Source organism: Pseudomaricurvus sp. ABR4_320 (assembly GCF_056159445.1).
Genome location: NZ_JBSWVF010000003.1, coordinates 622,631 through 640,408 on the forward strand (window position 1 = coordinate 622,631; position 17,778 = coordinate 640,408).

The following is a 17,778-nucleotide window of genomic DNA, read 5'->3' on the forward strand; positions in this document are numbered from 1 at the left end:
CTATATCCTGATAAGTACATGTTTGCCCAGGTGATCGTAAGAGCTTCGCTGCAACGTTACCCACATCAACGCAATGCAAAATGTAGAAAAATTAAAGGGCGCAAATCCCGCATTTTCAAAAAATGATTTAGAGAGCAAAATAAGAAACAGAAAAATCGCAAACAGTTCATCCGGGCCTAATCGCTCAGAACACCGCACAAAAATCGCTTTGATGCAGCCAGCATAGATCCAAACAACCCCTATCAATCCAAGCAATCCCAACTCGACCATTTTATGAATGTACAAATTGTGAAAGCCAAATGGGGTACCAGGCTCCTTACCTCCGATTTCCCAAATCTCCAGTGCGCCAGGATTCGCCAATTGCCAGTATGAATTCAATCCAACCCCGAGAAATGGATGCTCGTGAATTGATTCTGCACCGACTTCCCAGATTAGCGTGCGGCCAGTGATGGTTGGGTCTTTACCCAAGCCGTACATCAAGTCCTCGTAAGCGCCATAGTCGAAAAACACCAATAGCGCCAACAAGCCAGAGAGCAAAAGCACGGCAATTCCCGTGTTGATTACCTGCTTGGTTTCCTTTTGAAGTGGCGCTGCAGAGTAGAGGTATAACATAGAGGTCGCTAAACCTAGTACGATTACCGACAAAGTAGTCCCTAAAGATCGCGCTTGAATGAATGTTTGTAATGCAACCAGCGAGCATAATCCACCAAGCATCAGCAGAGGCAGCCTTCTCCGCGAAATTAATACCTGAGCAACTCCAAATGCTGCAGCAATAGATGCAATCATTGCGAGATTGTTCTTACTGCCAAAAAAGCCAACCCGGACTACTTCTCCAGTTTGATAAATGGTTTCTGTATTACTGGAAAAAAGACTTGGCACCATCAACAGCAATAATGCGATACATGCCGCGCAAACAATTTGATGAAAACTGACGCAGTACACCATCGTTAACAAAATGATCACAGTGACCAATAACTGTAAACCACCGCGCAAGGCCTCGCCCGGATAGATCGCCCAGGAAACGGACAGCAAAGCAACGAAGGGATAAATTAAAAGCGGCAGATTATTGGCCATTGCAGCCAACGCATAGGGGGCTCGTAATGCTACGAAGGTGCCGCCGATTGCGAGAAATGCCAGAGTTGCAACGACACCAAATGGTCCCGCTGTCAGCAGAAAAAAAATAATGAAGAAACTGCAAAAAAAATCTATTCGACGCTGCAATGAGGACCGCTTATAGTCCGCCCAAGGAGAAGCCAAGGCCGCCGGTGCTGCATCGGCGACTGACGCGAAGGGTGAGGTCGTAAATGTCGAACCACGCCCCCCGATATGTTGATTCCCAGAGAATCTCACGCAGAATGTTACCTGATCAATGGTGGTTAAATCGTTGCGTCTCGAGCTTAGTTGGAATAGCTCGATCGTTATAGAAATGAAAAGATGTTGCTCAGAAACCCACCCCAGAAGGGTCACGAGCGAATAGCGTCGAGCGGCAAAAACCCGCTCGCAAAAAGTATAACTATTTAATAGTCGAGAAATAGACCGTCGTCAAATCAACGGCGAGCCTGAAGACCAGATTTAACAGCTACTTCAAGCGTCAAATATTTGACACCTGTAATCTCATTTAGGGGCATAGGGTTGAGCCAAGGTTGATTGCACCCCATCAACTTGCGAAGCCAAGTCTTGGCGCTGCCAAACTTTGACATAATCAATGACAAAATCCTGAGGCAGCTGTTTTGGCGACAGTTCACTGTTATCCCAACCTCCGGAGACGTGGGTAAAGATCAGATAGGACTGAACATCGCTGATACGGTCCGTCTGATAGCGAGCAACCAACTTACCTTGACTATAGACCTCCGCAACACCGGGCAACCAGAGTAATCCGACCGTGATAAAGCCCTCGGGATCAGGCGCCGAATATACCGGCACGCCAGTCGCCTTGTGACTGGCCCCATAACCATCCCAATGAAACGCTGCGGTGAAACGGTAAGGCCCCCAGCGAGAGAGATGCTCCATAATATCAAATTCCATAGCGCCATCTTTCGTATCCGCCCTCACCCATTGAGGCCCAACATCTATACCCCGATCAGGCATTAACCAGAATGCAGGCCATAGACCATCCCCGACAGGCAGCTTCATGCGCGCCTCAAAGTAACCGTATCGTTGAACCCACTTACCATAAGTATCGAGATATCCTGAGGCGTAATGGAAATAGCCTCGAGAAGGGTCATCCCAGTGATAGCCACTCCGCTGTTCATACCTCAGACGTACCTGCCCAGCGCCACTAATAACATTGTGCTTACTAAAGTGAGTGCGCTTGTCCCAGTGATTTGCGGTATAAATATTCCAGCGAGAGAGATCTACACTGGCGCCGTCAAAATGATCGACAAACGTTTGTCGCCATTCACCCGAAACCGGTGGCCTTTGACCAAGCCAAGCCGGCAGATCTTCAGCCACCAACAAACAATGTAGATCATCGACCTCAAGCTTCGCCGCACCATTAAAGTGCCCGGCATCTATAAGTACTTTTTGTATTGCACTGCTGTCGAATTTTGTCTTTTCACCGTAAATTACTGTTCGAAAGTCAGAGAATGGCAGCACAATGGCACGCTGCTCATTCGGTGTCATCGAATCGATCGCATGCACCATAGAACCATCACTGCTGATCAGCTCTACGGTCAAATTTAGAAGGTGATTTGTTTGATTAACCAAATTGAGACCAATTGCATTTCCAGAACGACAGTCCCATGGCTCACTATCCGGCAATAGAGCAAGACTACCCTCACCACCGTAGAATTTAGCCAGGACACTGCCTCCATCCTCTTGCGATAACGATGCAGACAGAATTGGTTTCGCGGCAAAGCCCAACGTCTTAACGTCCGCCACAACAGCGATACTGTAAGCACAAACCATCAATGCGACGGCCAGAGACTTACAGAAAACAGACTTTTGGGGAGTTTCCGGAATGCGTGTACCTAGAACAAACTTCATCATGGCATTGAATCCGAAGAAACAGGTCAACCACATCGACCTGTGTTGAAAACGAATTCTTGAAGTGTAGACCGAAATCAGTTTCTTCGAGCACAAAAAAAGGGAAGCCGTAGCTTCCCTCCGTAAAAAGGAACTTAAGATTATTTCTCGCAGCCACCTTTAAAGTTAGATGGGCACTGGGAGTTATAGCTAAGCCCCTTCCTTATTGCTGGCAAGATATCATCTGACCAGTTGATGCCTGGATTACCGCCTTTCCACATTTTCAACCAGAAGTAATGAGTCATGCCAAGTTGCTGCCCTTCTTTTACCAACTGATTAACACTGCACAACCCCAAATCACCCATCATTTCTGGCGCCTGAATTTGAAACATTCCACCCATTACGCCGGCATAATTCTTCTTGAAATAGTCTTGCCCTGCAGTACCACCAGAAGAACAAGATAGCGGCAACACATCGGGCCCACCAATTGCAACGCCGTTTTGATAACCAGCGTCAATAACCTCAGCAAGCTTTGCTTTGTTAAACCAGTTTACACCTGCGATATATATGCTTCTTTTTAGCACCTTCGCACCCGCTTGGTGCAACCTGATGAGCTGCTGCGCGTAAGAGTCATGGGTATAATCAGCAGGTGCTTTAACGGTCTTATCGAAGCCAGTAGCCGTCTCTGGAGATTGCATTCCACCAAAACCATCCTTGCTATCATAGCGCCATCCAACGCGCCTGGTCAGAGCGATTAGACGATCCATAACCTCTGCTTTATGTAACGCAGGCAATCCACCTTTTGCACTTGCCATACATCCCGTACCACCAGATAAATTTTTAACATATTCTGGAGCAAGGCATGAATCAGCATTCGACTTTCCACCGAACGTACGATCAAGAACAAAAATAAAAACCAGCTTATTGTTCGCAGCGCAATTTTCTACAAGCTGGTCAGTAAAAGACCAGTCATACTTGCCTTTAGCCGTCTCCAAACGAGACCATGGAATTCGAACCATTATGCCTGGGACATTTTTCTCATTTTTAAGCGAACTACAAGCAGAAAGAACTGCAGTATCAGATGCTTTCGTAGGCATCAGCATATAATGGCCCGGGCGCCATTTTTTTGCATATGTCGTTGTTGTTGAGCTTGTTGTACTCAAAGTCGGAGAAGAAGGAGACGCGGCTAACGCAGTTGTCGAGCACATTACCGCTCCCGTCAAAAGTGATAACTTTATCGCTCCTGAAAATTTCTTGATCGCATTCATAAGTGGCACCTAAATAATAATCTAATAAGTCCTTGGAAAAGACTTCCCAACAGTTCCATGGCATTAGATTACGTATTCGTGCCGCCACTTTCCGAGAAACGAGACACCGCAGGGACGAGACCAAAGTCTCACTTATTAAACTAATAGATTATCTTTTAGACAGAACCAGCCTTTATAATGATATAGGCGCCAAAACTTTTTTTAATCCTACAATGAAAAAAGGCGTCATCGAAAATCGATGACGCCTTTTTTCTAACCTATCCTCTGAATAAATTCGCCTTGCTTAGTTCCACTTGCAAGAAGCATAATTTTGAGGACAGTTCTTTCGATACCGAGGGTTAGTTTTAAGGAAGGGTAAAATACCTGTCGACCAGCGTTGCGAAGCCTTACCTTGCCAAGTATTGCGCACCCAGAAGATATGGTTTGCCGTAAGGGTGTTGTATGCAAAGTCAGCAATTTGAGCAGGGGTATAATTTCCCAAGTTACCACCAAGTTCTCCACCCTCAACTCCTGTTGAAACAGGCATCGACCAAGTGTATACCGGACCAGCAGAGCCGGTTAAAACTTTCTGACCCAATGTAAGAGTGTTCGGCATGGTGTTTGGCCCAGTGAACCCTCCGGTGTTGTTCTTAGACCCAGAGACAACAGAATTCATGATGCTGGTAGAACCGATATAATTCAGGTTCATCCAAAAATTGGTGTTCTTAAAGTTGCCTTTCACTTGAGAAACTAAACGATTGTATTGCTGCCCCAGCAACTCGTTTGAGTAACCAGACGGGAAAGGCTTAGGCAAAGAAAGCGTCGACTCACCTGGCATAACGCCCTCAAGCAACGGCTCACTGTTATAGCGATTACCAACAGCTTTAAACAACGCAATCCAGCGGTTCATGACTCGCTTATCCCACTGGCGAGCAACCCAACCGTTGCTCTTACTTCTCGTTACTCCACCACCATAGGCAGAATTTAACATATAGCTTGGCACGGCTCTGGACTTTGAGCAGGTATTCGCGCCAAAGCAGCGATCCATAAACTTAATGACAAGATATTTTTTCTGAGGTTGAGATCTTAAAGCAGCCAGAAGCTGATCAATTTTTGAGAAATCATATTTACCCTTCGACGTCTCAACATCACTCCACCAGACCTTCACTTTAACCCCCTTAATGGAGGATACGTTACCGATCTCGTTGATGTTACGTTTATTGAGCTTCATGCTGTCCTCACCAGCCAAAGTCACATAGTGACCCGGGTGCCACTTGACCTGCTGAGCGAAAACGGGTGCTGTAAAAGCAATAGACAAAATAGTTGCACTGACGGCAGTCAGAATCTTACGATACATGTGTTATCTCCACGAAATAAAGCGTTTAGCAAAAACTGGAGATGTCTCATTCTTTTGAGATCTTTTTACTCCACTTTGTGCGAGGTGAAATCACCCCATTTCCTACCTAAACGAATCAGTATTTTAGGTTTCCCACCTCCCATCCTTTTCCAGAGGACTAGTTTGTTTGGTGATGGCACTATCTGGATAAACATGCCGTGTAAGGAATTTAAGAAAACTCTCTCAGGTCCACCGAGTCCAGCTCAGCTTAATATGAGTAAAAATTACAAAACTCCTACAATCGACTTATAAACAGACTTTTTAAGATCTGTTTAGTTCATAAGTTTAGTGGTTTTTTTTAAATTATCTTAATCTTTCTTTATTGTGGCGTTAAAAGCAACAAAACACCATCTGATCACAGATCAGATTCAGAAAATAACGGCAAAATGAGAAATTTAGGATAATTTACAGGCGGATGAAGAGTTCAAAAGACAAGCAAATGAAGCGAACCGCCGTATACTACAAGAGGAAGGTTAACACAGACAATCAATACTTTACAATAACTTTACACTTAAACACCTGCAGATTGCAGGTGTGTAAATAAATAGGGCGCTTAATGTAAAGCATTTTTATCCATCGTTAAGAGATTTATGGTGTAAATTCTACACCCTTACCAGATGATTAGGGGCTTTCCAATAAACCTGTTGAGAGTATCCCGTTCTTCCGCGTGGAAAACCTTCCAGAAGTAGAGACAGCAAAGAAATATTACAGCCATGATCACGGCAGAACATGCAGATAAGAGAAGCCCATGGATAAACGGCAACAGTAGGGCTTCGGCTAACAACCCACTTACTATAGAAACGACGACCAACTGGACACCTTTGCCATAGTCAGTTTTGTAGTCAAACCCCTTGTTTCTAAGAGAACGAATAAGGAAATAATTACGAAGTAAGGCGACCACCACTATAGAAACAACCAAGCCTGGCATGCCAGCAAAGTACATCAAAGGGATAGCGATCGGAACCGCAAACAAAGATTGCAAATTACTGTACAGCAGTAACTGGCTTTGCTCTATTGCGTTCACCAGCATTTGCAAAACCAGCCGCTGACTTTCAAGCATTGTCACAATCATCAGCAGACAAATCATCCACACCGAATCAGCATACTTCCCACCAGTTATCATCAATACAATGGGCTCTCCTGCGAGATAAAACCAAACGGTTATTGGAATTAGGATAAACATGTTTACCTTTAAAACAATTCCAACCAATAGTGATGTTTTTTCGAAATCGCCATGAGTATTGTGGCGAGCCATAACGACGGGCTCAATTAGGCCAATGAGAAGGTTTGCAGGCAGATATCTTTTTATAATAACCGTTAGAGAAAACGCGAAGCCTAAAGCAGCTGTAGCACCAGTACTATAAAATGCTGCGCTCAATAACTTTGCAAAAGAGGGTGAAGTATGTATTCCAGTATTTGATTGAAGGTAGTTCCACCAAGCAGTACGTGCTAATTGCCTATGATCCAATGACAACCTCTCCTCACCAATTTCATTTTCAGCATTCCGCTTAATAAGTTGTTGGTGATGCATTACCATTCGCCACAACATATAAAAAGCACTGGCGAAAGTAGAAAGGGCTTGAATAAAAATAACTACAAACAAATCCAATGAACCCGTAGCGACCATCAACCCCACAATGGGTACGAGCTTAAAAAACCATTCTAACGCAGTCGCTTTCGTTATCTCTTTTTGCAACAACATTGACTGCAAAGTCCATTGCAGCTGCATCCATGCAGCTCTGGCAAGAATGTACCAGAACATGCAAATTAAAATCGCTCGATCAAAGTCCACATTAAGCATTGCGGATAGCTGATCTTCGAAAATAAACATGATCAGAATAAACGGAATTACCAGTAACATCCTCAAACCGAGAAAGACCCAGCAATACCATTTTAGATCTGAGGCTAAATTTTCCTGACAAAGTCCTGGGATATACCTCGCTACGACCCTATCCAAACCTCCGTTTGTTAGAGCCATCAAAGTAAGAACCAAACCGGTTATCGCAGTGTAAGCCGCATAATCTGCAACAGATAGTTCTCTAACGACAAGGATTGCAACAACGAAGTTTGCTACAGATGCAATACCGCGCCCTGTCAAATAGTGCAGCATGCTGCCACGAACTTTACGCTTTGAAAAATAATTTTCTTTACCTGAAGAGCTGCTGTCCACGGCCTTCAAACCCTCAACTTATGCCCGACAGGGGAAGTAGATTTACAAAATATCAACATAATAGATCTGTCAACCGGCGGTATTTCAAGCACGAAACTAATCGTAGCCATAGAGACTTAGGTGTTCTTCGAGGCTTCTCTCAATACCGTCTAATTGAGCAGAGGATAGGTCTTTCTCAAATCCGCGCTTGCGACCGGCATTGATTGTTTGCTGCTTAAAAAACTTCTGAAAATCCCGGTCCATTTCCAGGCCAGAAAAATCGAGCATTTTTGAGAAATTATGCTCTGGCTCAGAAAGAATATCCTCATAGCGGATTTTAAGATAGCGATCTGGTTCCAGAACCTTCTCAGACTGGTGAAAAGAGTCCATTAGAATTTTCCAGGAAATCGCAGCAAGCACCGCATAGCTACAGTTACTTTGACGCCACTCCTCTTCGTACGCTTCAGATAACCTTCCCCAAAGCCAGTTTTCTGGACCGCGATATCCGTTCCACCAAGGCATCTGCAACCATGAATTAGCGACAGCCCTGCCATCTCGTACAACATTGATAAATTTAGCTTTTGGGAAGATCTCATTAAAAAAACCTAACCGAGACCACCCAGTATACTTATGGCTGAAAACCGGCTTTTTCTGAGAGGAAATCCTTTCACTAAAAAATCGTTGGAATCTTTTTTCTAACCAGGGAGTAACGTCGTCAGCCGTAAGGTCCCGAGACGAATTAGCATAAATAGGAGAGACTTCTCGACTGATCAGATTGTACGCCTCAGACGGAGCATATCGAGCGCTTCCCTTCCTGCGAAAGTTTCCCAAAGAGGTACGATAAAGCCAGTTATTGTATCGCCCGGTACGATTTAACCACGTGATGTTATCCTCAATATTTGAGACAAAACCCATGGATTGGTGTTTCGCAATTATTTCGTGAACAAAGGAAGAACCACATCGCCCAGTACCCACAATAAAGATAAGGTTATTTGAATCCATAATGGAAGCTAGACCTCTTTCCATAACATGCCCTGTCTGCATAATCGACAACCAGAGCATTCCTTATAATTTACAGTATTAAGCTGAAGTACTTATATTGCAGGACCGCAAAATATTTTTGCGCAACTTGCGACGCCAGAAAAACTAAGACAGGATCTCCTGGATGTCAAAATGGGCCGCTTCAAGAATAAACTCACGAGCAGCCACACGATCTGCAGACTCCAGAGGAGTTCTATTGATCCCCCCAACATCCCTGCCGGATACAACGTCGGCGATGATATCTGCGTTAACAACGTCCTGTTTTGCTGCGTAGGCGTGAACTAAACCATAATCGCACAAGGTATTAATTAGCCTAGGCACGCCTCCTGAAAGAAAAAAAACTGACGCCCTAGACAGCTCGTCAAAAGTCTCCGGCCGGCCTCCAGCACGCTGCATGCGGAAATCAATATACTCTGACGTATCACCCAATCCGAGCGGCGGCAGATGATACTCTGCGCTAACTCTTTGTGCAAAACCCCCGAAAGCCGGCAACATCAAACGCTGCTTTAGCTCGGTTGACGCAACTAGCATTAATTTGAGAACTCTGTTTCCGACAAAGCCGGAATTTGAAAGCAAGCGTAACTCTTCCAAAGACTCTTGGGAGAGGGACTGGGCTTCATCAATGACCAAAACACAATGTTTATCGCTTTGATGTTGATGGTACAGAAAGGCTGAAAACTCGGCATGTAAATCTACCAGGCTTTTTCCTTCGACCGATAAACCATAAGCGGATGCCACCCAGGGTAACAACCCACATTGAATGTTAACAGTATTATTAAGCACCCCGACATTCACATTGTCGGCGTCCAATCTTTGCAATATGTGCCCTATAAGAGCGGTTTTACCTACGCCAGCATCCCCTGTTAGCAGTATAACGCCCTGAACTTCTTGCAGCCCATATTCCAAGGTCGCGACAGCAGACTTATGCTGGCCTGACATATACAGCCAGTTAGGGTCAGGAACCAAATTAAATGGTTTTACGTCCAAATCGAAGTGCTTTAGGTACATTCGATGAACTCAGCGAGCCTTATTTAGGACAGTTCCAATAATGTCGCAGCCTTTTAACAAATTAACAGAGCGACGCAGCTCCTCCTCGGTAGTGACACCATCCTCTACGACCAGGAGCGTGGTATCTACATAAGGCGTGAATATCATCGCGTCATCGTTTCTTAATAGCGGAGGAAGATCAAAAATAATAATCCTATCGGGATATCTGTTCTTCGCCTCTTTGAGGAAGCTCTTCATCTTGGGGGAAGAAAGAACTTCCGAAGATTTATCACTATCCTCACGATTTGGCAGCACAACCAACTTAGGAATCCCAGGATTTACCAAGCACTCGGACAGCGGAATGTCATTATTTAAAAAGTCGACGAGACCATGCTGGACATCAAAGCCAAATAACTTATGCAGGCTGGGCGCACGCAGATCTAAGTCAACCAACAATACGGTGTGATTGACATCTCGTGCTAGCGAAATCGCTAAATTTGCAGCCGTCAAAGACTTTCCCGCACCCTCTCGGGTACTAGTGATTGCCAAAGAGCTCCAATTGTTCTTTTCTAGCTGCCTCAGAACCTGAGTTCTAAATTGGCGATATATTTCAGCGCGAGGATCTAGATTAAAACCCGCAACAATTCTCTGTGACTTGAGCAGATCTTCATTGAGAGGAACACATCGAGTCTCTGTATATTCAACCTTTAGAGGTACGGTTCTTCTATCTCTTGCTGACTTAAGCAAAAGCCCCGCAGAACCCATAGTGCCACCTGCTCGGGCTCGTCCAGGAGTATCTTGGCGTTCAGTACGAGCTCGATCAACTGCTTCTTGAATTCTCTCCATCTTCAACTAACCTGCGTCATCATAGTAAGCCCAACTTTTGCATCAGCCCTAAACCGATTTCACCGAGGGGCTTGTAATAAAAATGCACGTAAACAACGAAAACCAGAGAAATAGAGAGGAAGCCTGTAAACACCATCTTGTGTCTCTGTGATCTCGCTCGTTCATCATCATGGTTGTCGATATAGGGAACAACAACCAAAGGTTCTACCCCCATGACTTTCGTCAAAGTCCGTTTTCCATATATTCCAGAATTTAATAGCTCCCGAAGCAGAACAATTACAAATGCGATTCCGCCACCTAGAACAATACCGACAAATACAACCGCTTTACGATTCGGACGCGCGGGGCTTTCGGGAAGCTCTGCAGACTCAATTAATGTGAACTTTTGCCCAAGACTCTCTTGTTCGAGATTACTAGCGACTTCCGCATCCCTTAATTTCGCTCGAATTTCCTGAAACTTTTGCTGTTGCGCGTCATAATTTCTCATCAAAGACTGATATTCTTTCTCAACTCTGGGAGATTGCTTTATAAGCTCATCAATTCGCGACCGACGCTTTTCAAGATTGTCTCGACGCTCAATAAGCGACTGCAACTCACTTTTTATAGATTTAAGCTGCGTATCCAACAAAATATAGCTGGGATTATCAGGCTGAATCTGAGAAGTGGTGCTCGCGGAAGCCGATTTAGAAATTGCATCTTCTAGCTGCTCAACAATGCGCTCAGATGCAACAACCTCAGGATGGCCTTCCGTATACTTTTGTCGCAGTCCAGCAAGCCGACTTCTCTCGGCCTCCAGCTCCACGGAAAGATCGCCGACAGATTTTATCCCCAGCGAATTTTCAAGATTCTCAATTTCGCGAGTTAGTCTACGAATATCTGGGTGGTTATCTCTATATACAGCAGACTTTTGGCGAAATTCGGCTAAAAGAGCCTTCAGCCTATCTGCATCGCTCAAAACCGTCTGACCATCTGCCATAACAACAGGGGCACTGGGACTTATTTGAGATAACTCCGAAGAAACTTCTAATTGACGCTTGTTTAGCTCGGTAATTCGTACGCCGATATCGCTCAGGTTTTCATCAATCTTATCTAACGCATTGATGTTATATTGATACAATTCTGGTAGCGCACCCTCATTAGCCTCTTTAAACGAGGCGACCTCTGCTTCGATTTTTTGGAGCTCTGCACTAACAGACTTTGACTGCTCTCGCAAAAAATCAGCGGCGCCTACAGCCCGAGAGGATCGGTTTTTAGAGTTCTCTAACAGATATAAATCTGCCATATCATTCGCTACTTGCTGAGCTATTTTTGGATTTCTATCTTCGTAGCTCACAGAGAAAGCAACTATTGCTTCCATTTGTCGTCCGGTTCGAGAATCTACAACATCGGCAGTAATTGGATCGATCAGAAAGCGATCTTCAAACAATTCTAGAAGATCGTCTGCGGAATACTCCGCTAAATCGTATTCATTGCTAAACAACGAGTACTTTTCTACCAACTGATTAACATTCTCAGGCGTCATAATCCGCTGCGTGATGAGCTTTATTTGCCTATCTGCATAGGTTGTAACGGTGGACATGACGAGCTGACTTGGGATCTCTTGCTCTTCAATTGATATCGTCGCTTTTGCCTTATAGATCGCAGGCAGCCCCATCGCCAACATAACGGACAACAGTACAACGATAGAAAAGACAAAAAGCATTACATAGCGTTGTCGTCGTAAAACGCCAACCGCATCTTCCAATTCAAAATTGGTTGTACCAGGAAAAGCTACTGTTTCCATAAAAATCAAAGCACCTATCTAGACCAGCGGCTACTATATGGGATGTAAGTAAAACCTATACGGATCTGGTTTGACTCACCATGACCGTCTCGAGCATCAGAATCTTGATAGCCGTAGCTATAACGTGCAGTGACCTCCCAATGCTCACTCATTCGGTGGGATGCCCCCACATTCAGAAAAGCGAAGTCCCTTGTCACATCACTAAAACCATCAAGTGATTTTCTTTGTCCTGCCTGAATCCCCCAATTTAGACGGCTTACAGGAGTCAATCGATAGGTATGATCGACACGAATACGGTCTGAAGATCGAACAGACCCTGCCGAACTAGGCTCCGTGGATGTCGAGACCGCCACTTCCAGATTGCTTCGCTGCCCTTCATGTACCAAGCTCATTTCTACCAAAGATGAATTGTCATCCGACTGTATAACAGTTCTAGGCTCTCCCACGAGACTTTGATATCGCTCAGAGTCTACTTTTTGCCCACCAAATAGAGCCATCAATCGAGTATTGGGTGTGAAAGCGTACTCTCCCCCCAACATCAACCCATAAACGTCACTCTCCGATGCAGTACCCGAGATCTCATCACTTTGGTAATTTTCACCAAGAGCCCTAACCATCCCGCTAAAATTCTGACTGAAGCGGTATGCCCACGTGAGGTTTGCTTGGTAGAACTCATAGCCAGACAACTGGTCAGTGTCATAACTTACATCCCTCGCAGACACACCAGCGGATAACGTCGAGTTCTTGGTAACATCAAACTCCCAAAAGGGCGCCAACCAATAGCTCTCACGTCGTTCAGCAGAATCCAGTGCCAAACCCGTATCGAGAAGCTCACTGGTTCGAGTACTGTCTCGAGTAACACCAGCTTCTACACCAAAATTGCTTCTCGGACCCATTTTCTTCGCGTCGAAAATTAGGTTTTGATCATCACTGTTATATTGGTCTTCATCATACAAAGATGAAATTAATGACGTGTTTAATCCAAGTTCAAGTGTCGGAGTATTACGGTGGAAGTCCAACTCAGCTGAAGCCTCCCCACCGGCGACCGAAGTTTTATCTTCATCGCCCTCAGCCATCGTAATATTGTCGTTTGCTTCGCCAACTCCACCAATCTTGGTTTCTAGCGTGTACTCCGCAGCATTCACTGGAGATATTACAGACCCAGTCAAAGCGGAAATAGCGATAAAAAGCACTGATTTTTTGTTCATATATCTTCTTTTCATATCAATTTCAGCTAACTTCAAGGTACGACAACGGTATCGCCGCTTTTAAGGATCACATTTTTCTCAAGGCTTCTCCCATGTTTCACCTTGTCATACGGAAATTGGACTGACTGTAATTGCTCACCATTTCCTCGACTTAAAATCCTAATATCATCTTGCGCAGCAAATGAATTCAAGCCTCCAGCCAAAGCTAAAGCCTGCATAACGTCAATTCTGCCCGAAATTTGATATTCACCGGGACTGGTCACATTTCCGATGACATAGATCTTGTTTCCGCCAGCACTACCGATAGACGCCGTAACGACAGGATCGTCTTTTAAAAATCGCTTCAGCCCTTCAACAATCTGAACCTCAACATCCCCTGGTGTTTTGCCTCCCGCAACCACTTCCCCGACCATTGGAAAACGAATAAGACCATCCGGCTGCACCAACACTTCCGCATTCAAATCCTCTTCATTCCATACGTATATCTGAAGCACGTCACCGGGATTTATCCGATATTGAAATTCTGCTGCCATTGCCACGATTGGCATTGCAATTAGGAAACACAAGGCAAAAAAACGGTTAGTCACGAAAATTATTACCTCTAGGTTGCGCGTACCAGAATAAATGCATTTGGAGTAGACCTCTTTGATGGCAATTGCTCAAACTTCCAGCAAAAGAGCTCTGAATATCAACGATCCAGGCACAACGTTGACAGCCACACCTCGAAAAGAGGGCTATAGTGACGGCAACAACAGAAAGAAGTCAATCGGACGATGCATGGCTTTTATAGCCCCTTTTGGCACCAAAAGCCACACAAACGAGAAAAGCTACCGCAGTGTAGAAGGCTTTTCCCGCCGCAGCTTAAACTGGGGCTATTTCCTTGCAAATTCCTTAGATATGAATACTGAAGATAGTTCAAAAAGGCCTCATGAGATCATAGAGACCGCAACAAAATCATAATATTTTATGAAATCTGCCTCCGTTTTGAGCCATCAGCGATGGCCTATAGAACGAGATCCCACGAAAACTACGAATAGATTACTTTGACGCCGCAGCAACCCGATCTGAACCGGCTTTAACCCCACCCCTCATGCTATCACCCTCTTCCTCTCTCTTTTTAATGACTTTGTTTATAGGACGAGAGGCATCCAACTGATCAGCTCCAAGCCCACCGGAATCCCGAAGCAAATCACACGCCTTTTCAATCTTCTTTGCCAGCATCGGGAGATTTGCCGGGTTCTTTATCATGCTAAAGTGGTTGCCTGGCACCCAATCAATATCTACCAAGTTTACAAGTTGACGCCATCCAAAATCCTCCGAAAAACGACGCAGCCGATTTCTCCAAGGATGGTCTTGCTCAGTACAACGAAGCAGAACTGCAGAAACAGGACAGGAGGAGTAACGGTAATTTCCAGTAAGCCTTCGACCTACGGCCAACGCCTTGCGAAACCTTGGAGGTAATAACTTCTCTGCCGACCGAGAAGACTTACTTTGGCCATCAGGCTCGGAAAACAACTGGTCCTCGAGCGCCCGCCGATTAGACCAACGGGAAAGTAATTGCTTCATTATTACGTCTAAATAGATCAGGCCAACCATGAAGAGGTTCTTGCGCGGCGCAAAGCTGTAAATACGAGCCTCAAGAAATACGATATTAACTCGGGCGCCAGCCTCACATAAGACCCGAGCCAACTCCAAGGCAATTATTCCACCAAGGGAATAGCCTGCCACGTAATACTCCCCTTCTGGCTGAACTCTGAGCACTTCCTCCGCCAAGCGACTTGCAATGCTTTCAATGCTGTCGTGTTGCTCATTAGCCAAAATTGGATTGACAAGCGCCAGAACGTTCCAATCACTGCTAAAACACTCTCCGAAATTATGAAAGCTTGCAGGGTGCCCCCCCATACCAGTGATAACAAAAAGGTTTCTCGAAGCAATACGAGGAACATTTAAAGACCTGACGAGACTTCGGATTTCAACTGTTCCTCCCAGCTCATCAAATCGCTCAATCAAAGACACCTGATCAACAAGTCGAGGAAATTGATAAATATGGTCAAGCTCCACACCACAATTAAAATGCTGACTCATCTCATAAGAAAGGATGGCAGCAGCAAGACTATCCCCCCCCTCCTCAAAGAAATTGCTCTTTGTGCTGGAACACGAAACGCCACTTTTTTGCCACAGAGATGCCAACTCTGACTCAACGTTGCCAGCCCCAATCAGAGTAACAACTTTTGACAACTCCTCTTGAGCCTTACCCATCAACGACTTGCGATCAACCTTGCCATTTTGATTTAAAGGAATAGCGGGCAAGAAGACTATCTTGGAGGGAACCATGTATGCGGGAAGCTGATTCCCAATAAAGTCCTGAATCACCCGTCCATTTAATGCCTCAGAGGCATTTTGCACCACAAAAGCAACCAGCTTCTTCTCGTTTCTAGCATTGTTAGCCCCAACCACAACGGCGGCATTAACTCCAGCAATGCTTTTAATCCAAAACTCAATCTCTTCAACTTCAATTCTAATTCCGTTGATTTTTACCTGAAAATCAGCTCGCCCCAGTAAACGAAAATTACCACACTCTCCAACGACAGCCTGATCTCCAGTCTTATAAAACCGTCTTCCATCAAAACTGATGAACTTTTCTTGGTTCAGTCCATCTCGATTCAGATATCCTTTTGTGACTCCCGCCCCTGAGATTAGAACCTCTCCAACCTCTCCCACAGAAACCGCACAGTTATTCTCACCCAGCAGTCTAATATCCACCCCATCAAACGGAGTACCAACCAGTGTTTGAGAAACTTTACGATCTAACGGGACCTGCCAGGTTAACGCCATACATGCCACTTCTGTACAGCCGTAAATAACCCAGATTTCCGCGTTTGGACAAATACTCTTACTTGATTCCAAAAGATCAGTTGGAATCAAATCACCACCAGAAGATAAATGACGTAAATTCGGGAAAGTAATTTGATTTGCTTCAGCATAACGAATCAAAGTAGAAAGCAGTGCCGGCCCCATATGAAATGCTGTCACTCCTGAAACAGCGTCGGCCAAACGCTGAGGATTCATAAGCAAATCACGAGAGACAAACCGAAGCGCAGACCCTGAATAGAAAGGAAGAAGAAGATCAAAAAGGCTAATGCTGAACGTCGGCTTAGCAACGGATAACTGAACGTCCCCTTCTGCAAATCTATATTTCTCAGAAGAAGAGGCTAGATAGAATTCTAAATTATCAAAATCTAAGACAACGCCCTTAGGAGTCCCGGTAGTCCCTGACGTATAAAAAATACATGCCGGCCCACTGTATGCTTCGTCAGACAAATCCAGGTCTAACTTTTCACCTTCAATTAAGGTTAAAGACACGTCGTTGATGACGTGAGCAAATTCGCAAGTGCACTCCTCACCCGACAAGTTCAATATGACTTTGGGACCTACATCTTTAACAATACTGGCAATTCGCTCAGCTGGCCACAAAGGGTCAAGAGGGACATAAACTGCCTTCTTACTTAAAATTCCAATCACGGCTGAGGGCAAAACCGCATCTTGAATCGCCATAACAGCAACCACATCACCCTGCTGCACACCATGACTGGAAAGCAACCGCCTAAACGCAGAAACCTGCAGAGCAAGCTCACCGTAGGTGATTCGTTTTCCATCATTGCCAATTACTGCTAACGCGGCAGGACTAGAATCCATTCTCTGAAAAGCTTTCTTAACAATTTCCATTACGAATCTGCCACACAAACTTGAACAAGTGTCGATAACATCATAGGAATCTGGAAGGGAGACTCATTACGAAACTTATTCGTTAGATAAATTCCCCCCAAATGACGGCGAGGCCTACCGTCTACAAAAGTATCTCTGATTAGTGCTTTTCGACATCACCAACTGCCAAAAACAACTCAAAAAGCTTACTTACACCTGCTAAGCAAAATTTTTGATCATTTCCACTTTTTGTTGACTGACTCGCCAACATTCATCAAGGGCCAAAACATGAGTATCAATTGCTGTCTAAGCCTCTCGCATTCATGGCGACGATGAATATTCCCATGCAACCAATACTAAAAGAGTGATTTAAACGACAACTTAAAAAATACCTGAAACATTATGAATATTTTGGTGTCGGAGCATTAAATTTGGCTGAACTCAGTAAACCC

At 44.8% G+C, this 17,778-nt stretch carries 13 protein-coding genes; 1 reads left to right on the plus strand and 12 read right to left on the minus strand.

What is annotated here, in order from left to right; all coding sequences use genetic code 11:
• From ACXAFR_RS08895 to ACXAFR_RS08945, 11 genes are all read right to left on the minus strand, one after another.
• A complete protein-coding gene (locus tag ACXAFR_RS08895) occupies positions 1 to 1,350 on the minus strand; it encodes an O-antigen ligase family protein (protein WP_475175753.1) in 1,350 nt (449 codons plus the stop codon).
• A 264-nt stretch (positions 1,351 to 1,614) separates the two neighbouring features.
• Positions 1,615 to 2,988 carry a glycoside hydrolase family 16 protein gene (locus ACXAFR_RS08900; protein WP_475175755.1) on the minus strand — a complete coding sequence of 458 codons (1,374 nt, stop codon included), beginning with the start codon at positions 2,986 to 2,988 and terminating at the stop codon, positions 1,615 to 1,617.
• A 137-nt stretch (positions 2,989 to 3,125) separates the two neighbouring features.
• Entirely contained in the window at positions 3,126 to 4,232 is a 1,107-nt protein-coding gene (locus tag ACXAFR_RS08905) for a hypothetical protein (RefSeq protein ID WP_475175756.1), read from the minus strand.
• A gap of 283 nt (positions 4,233 to 4,515) precedes the next feature.
• The gene (locus tag ACXAFR_RS08910; RefSeq protein WP_475175757.1) at positions 4,516 to 5,568 is read right to left on the minus strand and encodes a hypothetical protein; all 1,053 of its coding nucleotides are present in this window, start codon (positions 5,566 to 5,568) and stop codon (positions 4,516 to 4,518) included.
• 649 nt (positions 5,569 to 6,217) lie between these two features.
• Positions 6,218 to 7,777 (minus strand): lipopolysaccharide biosynthesis protein, encoded by a 1,560-nt coding sequence (locus ACXAFR_RS08915; RefSeq protein WP_475175760.1) that lies wholly within the window; start codon positions 7,775 to 7,777, stop codon positions 6,218 to 6,220.
• Between the two features lie 96 nt (positions 7,778 to 7,873).
• Positions 7,874 to 8,800, minus strand: a complete 927-nt coding sequence (locus tag ACXAFR_RS08920; RefSeq protein WP_475175848.1) for a sulfotransferase family protein — start codon at positions 8,798 to 8,800, stop codon at positions 7,874 to 7,876.
• A gap of 102 nt (positions 8,801 to 8,902) precedes the next feature.
• On the minus strand, positions 8,903 to 9,805 hold the full coding sequence (locus ACXAFR_RS08925) for an ExeA family protein (protein WP_475175761.1): 903 nt from the start codon (positions 9,803 to 9,805) through the stop codon (positions 8,903 to 8,905).
• Positions 9,806 to 9,814: 9 nt separating this feature from the next.
• Positions 9,815 to 10,630 carry a CpsD/CapB family tyrosine-protein kinase gene (locus ACXAFR_RS08930; protein ID WP_475175764.1) on the minus strand — a complete coding sequence of 272 codons (816 nt, stop codon included), beginning with the start codon at positions 10,628 to 10,630 and terminating at the stop codon, positions 9,815 to 9,817.
• A 19-nt stretch (positions 10,631 to 10,649) separates the two neighbouring features.
• Complete coding sequence (locus tag ACXAFR_RS08935) at positions 10,650 to 12,413, minus strand: GumC family protein (RefSeq protein WP_475175765.1); 1,764 nt, start codon at positions 12,411 to 12,413, stop codon at positions 10,650 to 10,652.
• A gap of 14 nt (positions 12,414 to 12,427) precedes the next feature.
• A complete protein-coding gene (locus ACXAFR_RS08940) occupies positions 12,428 to 13,621 on the minus strand; it encodes a hypothetical protein (RefSeq protein ID WP_475175766.1) in 1,194 nt (397 codons plus the stop codon).
• A gap of 32 nt (positions 13,622 to 13,653) precedes the next feature.
• Complete coding sequence (locus ACXAFR_RS08945; protein WP_475175769.1) at positions 13,654 to 14,208, minus strand: polysaccharide biosynthesis/export family protein; 555 nt, start codon at positions 14,206 to 14,208, stop codon at positions 13,654 to 13,656.
• Between the two features lie 58 nt (positions 14,209 to 14,266).
• Here ACXAFR_RS08945 and ACXAFR_RS08950 point away from each other — a divergent pair, with 58 nt between their 5' ends.
• On the plus strand, positions 14,267 to 14,581 hold the full coding sequence (locus ACXAFR_RS08950) for a hypothetical protein (RefSeq protein WP_475175770.1): 315 nt from the start codon (positions 14,267 to 14,269) through the stop codon (positions 14,579 to 14,581).
• Between the two features lie 78 nt (positions 14,582 to 14,659).
• On the opposite strand, the gene ACXAFR_RS08955 is transcribed toward ACXAFR_RS08950, so the two are convergent.
• Positions 14,660 to 17,347 (minus strand): alpha/beta fold hydrolase, encoded by a 2,688-nt coding sequence (locus tag ACXAFR_RS08955; RefSeq protein WP_475175771.1) that lies wholly within the window; start codon positions 17,345 to 17,347, stop codon positions 14,660 to 14,662.
• Positions 17,348 to 17,778: the final 431 nt, after the last annotated feature.

Coding starts and splice junctions, on each gene's coding strand:
- ACXAFR_RS08900 (WP_475175755.1), bottom strand. CDS start 2,988: ATGATGAAGTTTGTTCTAGGTACACGCATTCCGGAAACTCCCCAAAAG.
- ACXAFR_RS08905 (WP_475175756.1), bottom strand. CDS start 4,232: ATGAATGCGATCAAGAAATTTTCAGGAGCGATAAAGTTATCACTTTTG.
- ACXAFR_RS08910 (WP_475175757.1), bottom strand. CDS start 5,568: ATGTATCGTAAGATTCTGACTGCCGTCAGTGCAACTATTTTGTCTATT.
- ACXAFR_RS08920 (WP_475175848.1), bottom strand. CDS start 8,800: ATGCAGACAGGGCATGTTATGGAAAGAGGTCTAGCTTCCATTATGGAT.
- ACXAFR_RS08925 (WP_475175761.1), bottom strand. CDS start 9,805: ATGTACCTAAAGCACTTCGATTTGGACGTAAAACCATTTAATTTGGTT.
- ACXAFR_RS08930 (WP_475175764.1), bottom strand. CDS start 10,630: ATGGAGAGAATTCAAGAAGCAGTTGATCGAGCTCGTACTGAACGCCAA.
- ACXAFR_RS08935 (WP_475175765.1), bottom strand. CDS start 12,413: ATGGAAACAGTAGCTTTTCCTGGTACAACCAATTTTGAATTGGAAGAT.
- ACXAFR_RS08940 (WP_475175766.1), bottom strand. CDS start 13,621: ATGAACAAAAAATCAGTGCTTTTTATCGCTATTTCCGCTTTGACTGGG.
- ACXAFR_RS08955 (WP_475175771.1), bottom strand. CDS start 17,347: ATGGAAATTGTTAAGAAAGCTTTTCAGAGAATGGATTCTAGTCCTGCC.